Source organism: Pseudomonadota bacterium, assembly GCA_018823135.1.
Classification (GTDB): Bacteria; Desulfobacterota; Desulfobulbia; order Desulfobulbales; family CALZHT01; genus JAHJJF01.
Genome location: JAHJJF010000052.1, coordinates 1 through 10252, shown reverse-complemented (window position 1 = coordinate 10252; position 10252 = coordinate 1). Strand labels below are relative to the sequence as shown.

The following is a 10252-nucleotide window of genomic DNA, read 5'->3' as shown; positions in this document are numbered from 1 at the left end:
GGGGTTCCTTTGAGGTCCGCGGCAGTATAGGTTTTGCCGTTGAGGTCGGTAAAGGTGAAGTCTGCAGGAGAAGCTCCGCAGACAGTACTCGCGGCAACCAATAAACTGAGCAGTACAAAAATAAGTTTTTTCTTCATGAGGATCCTCTGCCTTTAGCGCTGGTGTGCAATTTGTAATGAGACTGAAGTCTCTGGTCTTATATCATCAAGTCCGGCGATTTGAGCCAAATCTCCTAGAATGTTAATGAGTTGCAGGTCTGTGAGATTGTAAAAGATAAAGGGGCCATCCCGGTGGGTTTGGACGACGCGCGCACTGCGCATGGCACGTAAATGGAAGGATACCAGGGTCTGCGACAGCCCGGTTTCTGTGATAATTTCCGTGACCGACAGCGACTGGTTGCCAATGGCGAAAATAATTGCCAGCCTGTTTGTATCACCCAGTATTTTAATAAATTGCGCTAATTCCTTCATGTCCCCGCCCGAGCTTGATATTTGTTGCCGCTCACATGAGTGCTTGCTCATATGTTTTCCATGATCTTGTTTTTTTTGTCAATAAAAACTTGACAGGGCCCGAACAAACATATAAACATATATTTATATGGATGGCTGCAAATTATTCATTGGAGGTTTGATGAGTTCGTTAAAAACCACTCGTTCACCGGGTTATTGCCCTGTAACCTATTGATTTTACTAGGTGGACCTGATGCTGTAACGAGTTATTACCTGCTCATCAGGTTTGCCGGCCATAGTTTTCGAAAAAGGACTGTTGGGATATGTCACAAGCGGATTATTCAAAAGAGGCGAATCTTAACGGCGCGGCAATGCTGGCAAAAGCCATGTCGGACGAAAATCGTTTGAGAATTATCCTGTTCTTGGCCAAAGGGAAAAAGACCGTTTCGGCAATTGTTGAGGAACTGGGCATTTCCCAGCCGCTGGTTTCCCACCATTTAAAGGAATTGAAGCGGTGCCTGATGGTTAAAGTGGAAAGGGAGGGGCCGTTTATTCATTATGAACTGGCCGACCAGCGAATTCAGCAAATCTTATTAGGACTCAGCGGGCTTGCCTCTGATCTTCTGGCAAACCGGACAACCTTTTGAAATGGGAATGGTTTATGAAAGAAATTCACAACATACTGGATAAAATGGAACCATCTGATGTTCTGGAACAATTAGCGCCGATTATCAGAAAAAATCTTTCCCATCTTGATGATCGGGCGCGGGTGGATTTTGTAATGGGTCTCATTGACCGGAGCGGTTCAGACAAGACAGCCAGTATGGTCAATCTCTGACTGGCGGAATGCATGGACGAAGGTGTCGATCCAACAAAAATGTGCCAAACCCTGGTTGATAAGGTTGCCCAATCGAGACAACTGCAGGCTGTCGCCCATCCTGATATCCTGATCTTGTTTGACAGCTGGCTTGATGAAATGGAGGAAGAAGTTATTGGTTTTCTCCATAATAATCCTGGTGCCGGCGTCCTGGAAATCGTCGAAAAATTAGGTCTTTCCAAGAGTGGAGCTAATTTTCTGCTTGCTAAGTTGAAACGTGAAAAGAAAATTCACTGACACGGCTGCGGGAACAAGGAAAGCTCACGATCAGTGCAGCGCTGGATGATTTTTTACTAAAAAATACATAAAATTGCGGAAACAGGAATCGATATGCTGAAAGTACATTTTTTCATGAATGAGCCTAATGGCGGCCCGTGAAAGCACTTCCAGAAAATGATGCCCAGGTTGGGCGAAAAGTATGACGTTGAAATAGAAGTGACCTCCAGGCCAAAAGGGGAATATCTCACCGATGAATATTTTGCCTTTGATTTGCCGGTTGCTCCGGCGATCATGGTTGGGAATGAGATCGTCACAGAGGGAAAAGATGTTGATGATCATGAAGTTGAAGCGGCAATTTGTAAGCAGTTGGGATTGCCTGCCCCTCAGAAGAAAGGCATGATCAGGCGGATTTTTGGTTGATCATGTTAAAAGTTGGAAAAATCAAGGAGGTGGCGTCATGACTGTTCACAAAAAAGCATCGATCATGATTTTTCATGATGAACTCTGTCAGGTGTTCAACGGCCTGATGACCGCCCTGAGCCTGCAGCGGGCCGGGGCTGAGGTGACGGTGTTCTTCGGTTCCCGGGGGATCAACGCTGTACATAAGGAAAAGATAAAGGAGCTCAAATGCCTCCCTGACCAGCCGGAGGCAGAGCAGCAAAAGGTCATGGCGCGCATGGAGCAGATGAATCTTCCCATGCCGGAGGACATGCTGCTCATGCTGCACATGGAGGGCGCGCGCCTCCTGGCATGCCCACTCAACAAGAATGTTTTTGAATTCAGGGATGACGACTTTGTCGAAGGTGTCGTTCTTGCTGACCCGGAAACCTATTACACCGATATTGTCATGTTGGCGGATATGAATCTTGTTTTTTAATAAGGAGACAGGCATGGGCAAGAAATTTGTACTGATTATCACCCATTCAACAGATGACCATGATCGTGCCAATGCCGCCATTGCCATGGCGGTATCGCTGTTGAGCGAGGAGGCTGACCTGGTCATATTCTTCATTTTTGAAGGGGCAATGCTCGCCAAAAAGGGGGTGGTGGAGACCATTGAAGGAAAGAATTTCGCGCCGGTGCGGGATCTTTTCCCGACCTTATTGGAGGAAAAGGTGCCTTTGTTTTTATGCGGTGCCTGTGCTAAAACATATAACATCACAGAAGATGATCTTGTGGAGGGTGTTAAAATTGTTCATATCCCAACCATTGCCGGCGAAATGATGGATAGAGAGACGATAACCTTATAGGCAGGAGGAAACCATACAATGGCCATATTTAAGAAAAAGACCCTTACCGGGCTTTCCCGCACCTGCGGGTGAGCGGCAAAAATCGGTCCGACGGCTCTGTCGGACGCGCTTGAAGGACTGCCCAAACCGAATGATCCGAATCTGCTGGTTGGTATTGAAACCGCAGACGATGCCGCAGTCTATCGTTTGTCAGACGAGATCGCCATGATCAATACGGTGGATTTCATTACTCCGCCGGTGGACGATCCCTACTGGTTCGGACAGATTTCTGCAGCAAACTCGATCTCGGATGTTTATTCCATGGGTGGCAGGCCAATCACCGCCTTGAATGTGGTGATGTTTCCGTCCAAACAGCTGGATATGGGTTTGTTAAAAGATATTCTGCGTGGCGGCCATGACAAGGTGGTTGAGGCCGGGGCATGCCTGGTGGGCGGGCATACCGTGGATGATGAAGAACCAAAATACGGCCTGTGTGTGAACGGCATTGTCCACCCGGACCGGATCATTACCAATGCGGGCTCCAGGCCAGGTGATGTACTGATTCTTACCAAGCCGCTTGGCTCAGGGGTGCTTTTTAATGCGACGCGGTCCGGTAAATTTCCCTATGCGGACCTTGAAAAAGATATCCTGCCGGCCCTTGCCGCACTGAACGGCCCGGCCATGGAAGCAGCCTTGAAATTTGAGCTGCATGCCTGTACGGACATTACGGGGTTTGGGATTCTGGGTCATTTGCTGGAAGTGGCCCATGGAAGCGACGCAAGAGTTATCCTGTATCACAAGGCCTTGCCTTTTTTCCCAGGCGCCCTTGCCATGTATAAGAAGGGAGAAACCACCGGCAGCAACAAGGCGAATCGCGCCATGGTCAGCAGGCATCACATGAAAATGGGGGTAAGTCTTTCCTCGGCAGAGGAAGAATTGTTGTATGATCCTCAGACCTCGGGAGGGCTTCTGTTGTCCGTTCCTGCAAGTCAGGGAAAGGACGTGATTGCCTCTTTGCATCAGGCAGGGGTTGCCGCGGCAGTACAGATTGGCGAGGTGGTGGATGCACCGGTGGGGATTGATGTGATGTAGAATTATTTTTCAGTTGTGTTTGGTGAGAAAAACAGCTGTATCGTTACAGTGTATATTACATAAAAAAAGCCCGAGACCATTCAAGGTTCCGGGCTTTTTTATATATTTTTTTCGTGTGGCGTTTAATAGTCTCGAGGGCGGCGTTTCAAATGTTTTTTGCCGCGTACGGGCTGCACCTGGTTTACTTTTATCTCTCTTCCCTTAAACATGCTTTTATTCAAGGTTTTTACCGCGGTATCTGCTTCTGAATTGTTCGGCATGTCAATAAAACCAAAACCTTTTGGTCTTCCTGAATAGCGATCCATGACCAAATTAACACTGGCAATCTCACCAAACTCTGTGAAAAGTTCTTGTAATTCACCTTCGGTTACACTGTATGGCAGTTGTCCAACGTAGATATTCATTGTCACCCTCCTAAAAATTTAGCTGCACCATGATTTGCTGCAACTGTAATTGCTTATTGTGCCGGGGGTGACCGTCACTTTGGGAATTTTACCCAGAGATCAGTTGGTATGTGCTGCCAAACCCCATAACACGATTGAATGTATTTACTGACTTTAACCCGACAGGGTATGATGCAAAATTAGATTTGTCGGTCATGACTTCTCACCGGAAGAAAAAGTAATTATTTAAAGTTGTACTCTATGCAGCCTTTGGTTTGCGCCCTTTACGGTGGCGTATAGCGTCAGGTTTGGGTCGACTTGTGCCGTGAGTGTCGCTGGCGATTTTAATGGTAACCGTTCTGCCGTTGATGGTGAAATGCTGAAACGCGGCAAGGATTTGTGGAATAAACTTGCTGTCGGCTTCAAGATGGGCCGTGTTGCGCATAATTTCAATCTTGCCGACCTTGATGCGCCCACCACCGGGAATTCCATTGATATGGCCAATCAGACCCTGGGGCATAATCCCATCGCGCCGACCCACATTAAGCGAAAACCGGGTAAACTTCTGCCCGCGGTTTTCATAGGTGCCTGACTCCCCACGTTTTTGTTCTGTTTTGCCATGCCGCTTTTTCTCTCCATCACTTACATTGAGATCAGGGGCATTTTTGTAATATTCCAGAAACCGATTAAATTCCAGAGAAACAAATCTCTTGATAAGCTCTTCACGATCCATGGCTGCAAGCTTTTCAGCGATTTCAGCATAGAGCGGATTAATCTGGTCGTAGTCCACCTCAACGTTGGTAACCACATCAATCAGGCTGACCAGTTGTTTTCTGCAAACTTCCACTCCTGAAGGAATGCGGCACTGTTTGAATTTCTTGTTAAGCTTTGATTCTATTTCCTTAATCTTGAAGCGCTCTTTCATGTGAATGATCGCAACCGATGTTCCGGTGCGACCAGCCCGGCCGGTACGACCGCTTCGATGAGTATAATAGGAAATATCGTCAGGAAGATTGTAATTGATTACATGGGTCAGATCATTTACATCCAGGCCTCGCGCTGCAACATCGGTTGCCACCAGGATCTGCAGATTCTTGGAGCGGAATTTCTTCATCACCTGATCCCGCTGGGCCTGGGATAAATCGCCATGCAGGGAATCAGCGTTGTAGCCGTCCTGAATCAATTTATTGGCTATTTCCTGGGTCTCTATGCGTGTCCGGCAAAAAATAATTGAATAATTCTTGGGGTTGTTGTCGACAATACGCTTCAGGGCAAGATAGCGGTCCTTGGCCTGCACCATGTAATACTCATGAAGGACATTTTCGGCACCGGCATTGCGTTTACCGATTGTAATCTCAACGGCATCAGACATATACTTGCTGGCTATCGCTTTAACTTCTTTCGACATCGTTGCCGAAAACAGCAAGGTATTTTTATCTGAAGGCGTCTTGGCCAGTATGGCGTTTAATTCATCCTGAAAACCCATTTGCAGCATTTCATCGGCTTCATCAAACACCGCATAACGGACACCGGATATATCAACTTTGCCGCGGTTGATTAAGTCGTTTAAGCGGCCCGGGGTTGCAACAATAATATGGATGCCTTTGCGCAGGGCGGTTATCTGCTGCTCAATGCTTGCTCCACCGTAAATCGCTAATATTTTTACACCCTCAACATACTTGGAAAATGCCTCCAGGTCTCTGGCTACCTGCACGCAAAGTTCCCGTGTAGGACAAAGGATCAACCCTTGAGTCTGCATGCTTTTAGTGTTTATCAACTGAATCAATGGAAGGCCAAAGGCTGCGGTCTTGCCTGTTCCGGTTTGTGCCAGGCCGATCAGGTCTACTTGTTTTTCCAGCATTAAAGGAATGACCTGTAACTGAACCGGGGTTGGATCTTGAAATCCCAGGGATGAGAGTCCTTTGAGGATTTCGCGGTTAATGCCTAATTCTGCAAATGTATTCATAATGTTTGTTCTTTTGAGCTAAGGAATGAGTCGGGAATTGCACAGTGGTATCGTTTTATGCGACGGCAGGTGCAGGCTGATCAAAAAAAATGCCCTGCGATGTGCAGGGCATATCGAGAGACTATCGTGAAAATTATTTAAAGCTGAACCACATTGGCTGCAGCAGGGCCTTTCTGCCCATCAACAACTTCAAAAGTTACAGATGCACCTTCATCAAGTGTTTTGTAACCATCAGATTGAATTGCAGAATGATGGACAAAAACATCCGCTCCATTTTCCTGCTCGATAAAACCAAAACCTTTTGACGCGTTAAACCATTTTACAATACCTTTATTCACTTCTAACTACTCCTTTCTACGCGGCTCTTTTTAAGAGCCTTTTTGATAAACAAAAATATTATCCCGAAACCGTTAAAACAAAAAAATCGCCAAATCTTATATAAGAAGATTGCGCGATTTGGATGAAGCAGCCTCTCATGATAAAACAGATAATACTTTACAATGAATTTTATAAAATACTCCATATCCACAATAAAGCAAGCTGTTTTTTTTATCAAACAACTGGATAATGGGGGTAACGCCACAAGAATTATCTGATTGAAATGACAGGAACAGTGGATCGGGATCCGGATGCGGGACTGTCGGTCATGCAAGGCACGAATAAATGGCTTGGAGAAGATCTTTCATCTCGTGGGGCTTTTGTACGACCTTTTGTATGCCTGCGGCCAAGATCTGTTTACTGTCCAGAGTTTCATTCCAGCCGGTTGAAAGGATAACCGGAATGTCCGGCCTGATTTTCAGAAGCTCTTCTGCCAGTTTCAGACCCGACATGTCAGGCATCCTCTGATCGGTGATGACAAGATCGAAGATATGGGGAGAAAGTTCAAAGAGTTTCAGGGCCTCGCGGCTGTCAATTTGGCCGGTGACTTTGAATCCTTCGCTCCTGAGGGCAATTGCCCAGGTCTCGACATTCATCTTTTCATCATCCACAAATAAAATCCGGCTTCCCTGGAAAGCAGCACTGAAGGTTTGTTCCTTTGAGGTTTCTGCCGGAACAGTCTGTCTGCTGGACAGAAGCGGGAAGTATACCTGAAAGGTGGTGCCTTGCCCTTGAGTGCTTTCCACCAGAATCACGCCGCCGTGGCTTTTGATGATCCCCTCGGCAATGGCCAGTCCCAGCCCTGTGCCTTCACTGAATGTACGGGTAGTGAAATAAGGGTTGAAGATCCTGGGTAGGGTTTCAGGATCAATACCGTGCCCGGTATCGCTGATTGAAAAACGGGCATAATGCCCGGGTACAAGGTCGGGATGAATCTGTTTTGATTCATTGATCCGGATCGAAGCAAGTCCGATCTCAAGGGTGCCGCCAGCCTGTTGCATTGACTGGCAGGCATTGGTAATGAGGTTCATCAGGACCTGGCGGATCTGGGTCTCGTCTGCGTCAATGGGTTTGCTATCCGGATCAATTTTTTGATGAATAGTGATGCCCTCTGACTTGGAACCCACCGTCAGCTGCAATGTTTCCCGGATAAGTTCCTGGAGCAGAATCGGCTTACGGTTCTGTTCACTCCGGCGTCCATAGATGAGGATCTGCTTGACCAGGTCCCCGGCGCGTCGGGTTGCCAGGGAAATACCCTCTATCTGGGAGGAACCTGGAGCATCATCCGGGACGATCGCTTTGAGATTCTGAAGGTGGCCGAAAATGGAATGGAGAATATTGTTAAAGTCGTGAGCAATTCCGCCGGCAAGGGTGCCAACGGCCTCAAGTTTCTGGGATTGCTGGAGTCTCTGGGTAAGCTTCTCGTGATCTGTCTGGGCTCTTTCCCGTTCGGTAATGTCCTGGATTGTGCCGATCATGCTGGATGGGGATCCTGAGTCATTCAGGATTAATTCACCGATGGAATGGACCGTGCGTTCATCTCCTCCTGGTCTGATAATGCGGAAATCCAGAGCATAGAGGTGTTGCCCCTTCAGGGCTTTGTCCACAGCTGCTTGAAAGAGACTCCTGTCGTCCGGGTGGATGGCTTCCGTGACTCGTTGCATAGATGGTATAAAGGAGTCTGGGGCCACGCCGAAAATCCGGAAAATTTCTTCGGACCATGTAAAGGAATCTGTGGCAATGTCCCATTCCCAGTTGCCGATATGCGCCATTGCCTGCGCTTCGGCAAGACGCTGTTCGCTCTTGCGAAGAGTCTTTTCCGTCTCAATGTGCTTATCGATTTCACTGATCAGGTCTTTTGTCCGTTCTTCCACCCGTTTTTCAAGAAGCTCCCGGGATTTTTTGAGCTTCTCCATCATGTCTGCGATATTTTCGGATAGAAAAGTGAATTCCTTTATTCCTTTATAGCGAGGCGGACTGCCATTCTTGAGCGCTTCTATGATGAGCTTGACAGGATGGTTAATGAATTTTCTGAGGAGAATAAGAAGGAACAGGGTGTAGAAGATGAGGAGGGCTGCGATTACTATGTATACCGTCGTTATTTTGTTGATCAGGAACGTGTAGGCTTCCGCATCCTTGACAAGCAGGATCTGCCATTTCCAGGGTTCGAAATCGATATGGTAGATATAGTATTTATGGCTGTTATGCTCCTCCTGATACACCATGTTTTCCTGGTATCTGACAGCGGGATCATGTGTCATGGCGCCAGGGAGATCGGCGGAGCGGAAGATTTCAGCAGTGCCGGACTTGATGACGCCTCTGAGGTCGTTACTGCGCATGTAGTTGTCGGCGCGGACCTGGGCCTTGGCCTGGGCGATTCTGATGGCGATTCTGTTGGTGGAGCGGCGCTGGTTGAGAAGATCGTTCAGGCCCTGGTCGCCAATGCTGTATATGGCGCTTGCATGTTTTTCCATGTCGGAGCGGATATGGCTTTCCATGAAATCCGACAGAAAGGTGAAAAGAAAGAAAAACAGGCTGCCCCCAGCCAGAATAAACCCCAGCAGAACAGGGACGAAGATCCTGAAGGCGAGGGATTTGGTGTGGGCTTGAGATGAGGGCATCGGAGAGGTGTCAGCCTGATCAATTATTTGAAAACGGGTTCTGCCGTGGCCAGCGATTCCGGCCAGACTATTTCTTTTTTACCGTTTATTCGCTGAACCGTAACCTGGAAATGTCTGATCTGCATGCCGTTTTTGTCCACCTTGTAGCGCCCGATGATGCTCATGGCATCCATGGTGGCCAACATGTCGCGGATTTTACTCCGCTCCAGACTCTTTGCCTTGTTGACAGCGGTTTCCATTACCTGGCCGGTGGCAAAAGCCTGGGCCGCATGGTAGGTGGGGAATTCATTATACCTTGATAGGAACGGTTCGAGAAAGATTTCATGGTCGTTGGCCTGGAATCGAACAGTCGGTTCCCATTGCGAGGAGGAGAAGGCCAGTTCCGCGTCGGCCTGAAGGGTAGCCTCGTATACTTCCATTGTAGGACCCACGGTGGCGAAATAGGCCCTGGGATGCCAGTGGATATTTTTAAGGGCCAGGCGCATGTCCACAGACTCATTCAGGTGTCCGCAGACAATCAGGGCTTCAGGGGATAATTCATGCACTTTCCGAGCAAGTTCGGTCAGATCCCGGGTGCCTTTTTTAAATGATTCATAAAGGGAAATGTTGAGGCCGAACTTGGTGCCCCATTCCCTGGCTCCTTGGGCAATGTTGGTGGAAAATGAATCATCGGCGTAAACAATGGCCACATTCCGCAGTCCGTTCATGGCGATCATTTCTAGAAATCCCAGGCTGTAGCGGCTGGCCGGGATGAAGATGCCGAAAGCGTATTTGTAACCCTGCTGCCAGAGTTTGTCTGCCGCTGCCCCCGTGAGGAGCATGGGATATTCATACTGTTCGGTGATCGGCAGGATGGATTCGGTGATTGTGCTGGAATAGGGGCCGAACAGCAGGTCAACTTTTTCTTCGGTAATCAGTTTCCTGTACAGTTCCTTGGCGGTTTGGGGATTGCTCTGGTCATCAAGCATTATCAGGTTGATTTTTCTTCCCAGCAGGCCGTTTTCACTGTTGGTCTTGTCGGCCCAGAGGGACAGGCCT

The 10252-nt window shown here is 48.0% G+C and carries 13 protein-coding genes; 7 read left to right on the top strand and 6 right to left on the bottom strand.

Annotated elements, in window-relative coordinates; translation table 11 throughout:
• Window positions 1–152 precede the first annotated feature (152 nt).
• On the bottom strand, window positions 153–470 hold the full coding sequence (locus KKE17_05015) for a metalloregulator ArsR/SmtB family transcription factor (GenBank protein MBU1709349.1): 318 nt from the start codon (window positions 468–470) through the stop codon (window positions 153–155).
• A 302-nt stretch (window positions 471–772) separates the two neighbouring features.
• On the opposite strand from KKE17_05015, the gene KKE17_05010 reads away from it, so the two are divergent.
• The 7 genes from KKE17_05010 (at window position 773) to selD (ending at window position 3866) form a co-directional block, all read left to right on the top strand.
• On the top strand, window positions 773–1096 hold the full coding sequence (locus KKE17_05010) for a metalloregulator ArsR/SmtB family transcription factor (GenBank protein ID MBU1709348.1): 324 nt from the start codon (window positions 773–775) through the stop codon (window positions 1094–1096).
• Window positions 1097–1110: 14 nt separating this feature from the next.
• A complete protein-coding gene (locus tag KKE17_05005; protein ID MBU1709347.1) occupies window positions 1111–1287 on the top strand; it encodes a hypothetical protein in 177 nt (58 codons plus the stop codon).
• Window positions 1288–1326: 39 nt separating this feature from the next.
• Window positions 1327–1563 carry a hypothetical protein gene (locus KKE17_05000; protein ID MBU1709346.1) on the top strand — a complete coding sequence of 79 codons (237 nt, stop codon included), beginning with the start codon at window positions 1327–1329 and terminating at the stop codon, window positions 1561–1563.
• A 156-nt stretch (window positions 1564–1719) separates the two neighbouring features.
• On the top strand, window positions 1720–1965 hold the full coding sequence (locus tag KKE17_04995; protein ID MBU1709345.1) for a hypothetical protein: 246 nt from the start codon (window positions 1720–1722) through the stop codon (window positions 1963–1965).
• Between the two features lie 37 nt (window positions 1966–2002).
• Window positions 2003–2422 carry a DsrE/DsrF/DrsH-like family protein gene (locus KKE17_04990; protein MBU1709344.1) on the top strand — a complete coding sequence of 140 codons (420 nt, stop codon included), beginning with the start codon at window positions 2003–2005 and terminating at the stop codon, window positions 2420–2422.
• 13 nt (window positions 2423–2435) lie between these two features.
• Complete coding sequence (locus KKE17_04985; GenBank protein MBU1709343.1) at window positions 2436–2795, top strand: DsrE family protein; 360 nt, start codon at window positions 2436–2438, stop codon at window positions 2793–2795.
• A gap of 81 nt (window positions 2796–2876) precedes the next feature.
• Window positions 2877–3866 (top strand): selenide, water dikinase SelD, encoded by a 990-nt coding sequence (gene selD, locus KKE17_04980; GenBank protein MBU1709342.1) that lies wholly within the window; start codon window positions 2877–2879, stop codon window positions 3864–3866.
• 122 nt (window positions 3867–3988) lie between these two features.
• Here the strand turns inward: selD and KKE17_04975 are convergent, their stop codons facing one another.
• The 5 genes from KKE17_04975 to KKE17_04955 all read right to left on the bottom strand — a co-directional run.
• Window positions 3989–4270 carry an RNA-binding protein gene (locus KKE17_04975; GenBank protein MBU1709341.1) on the bottom strand — a complete coding sequence of 94 codons (282 nt, stop codon included), beginning with the start codon at window positions 4268–4270 and terminating at the stop codon, window positions 3989–3991.
• A gap of 238 nt (window positions 4271–4508) precedes the next feature.
• Window positions 4509–6215, bottom strand: a complete 1707-nt coding sequence (locus KKE17_04970) for a DEAD/DEAH box helicase (GenBank protein ID MBU1709340.1) — start codon at window positions 6213–6215, stop codon at window positions 4509–4511.
• Window positions 6216–6352: 137 nt separating this feature from the next.
• Complete coding sequence (locus KKE17_04965; protein MBU1709339.1) at window positions 6353–6553, bottom strand: cold-shock protein; 201 nt, start codon at window positions 6551–6553, stop codon at window positions 6353–6355.
• 306 nt (window positions 6554–6859) lie between these two features.
• Window positions 6860–9214 (bottom strand): response regulator, encoded by a 2355-nt coding sequence (locus tag KKE17_04960; GenBank protein ID MBU1709338.1) that lies wholly within the window; start codon window positions 9212–9214, stop codon window positions 6860–6862.
• Window positions 9215–9237: 23 nt separating this feature from the next.
• A partial coding sequence (locus KKE17_04955) for an amino acid ABC transporter substrate-binding protein (protein ID MBU1709337.1) occupies window positions 9238–10252 on the bottom strand: 1015 nt, incomplete at its 5' end.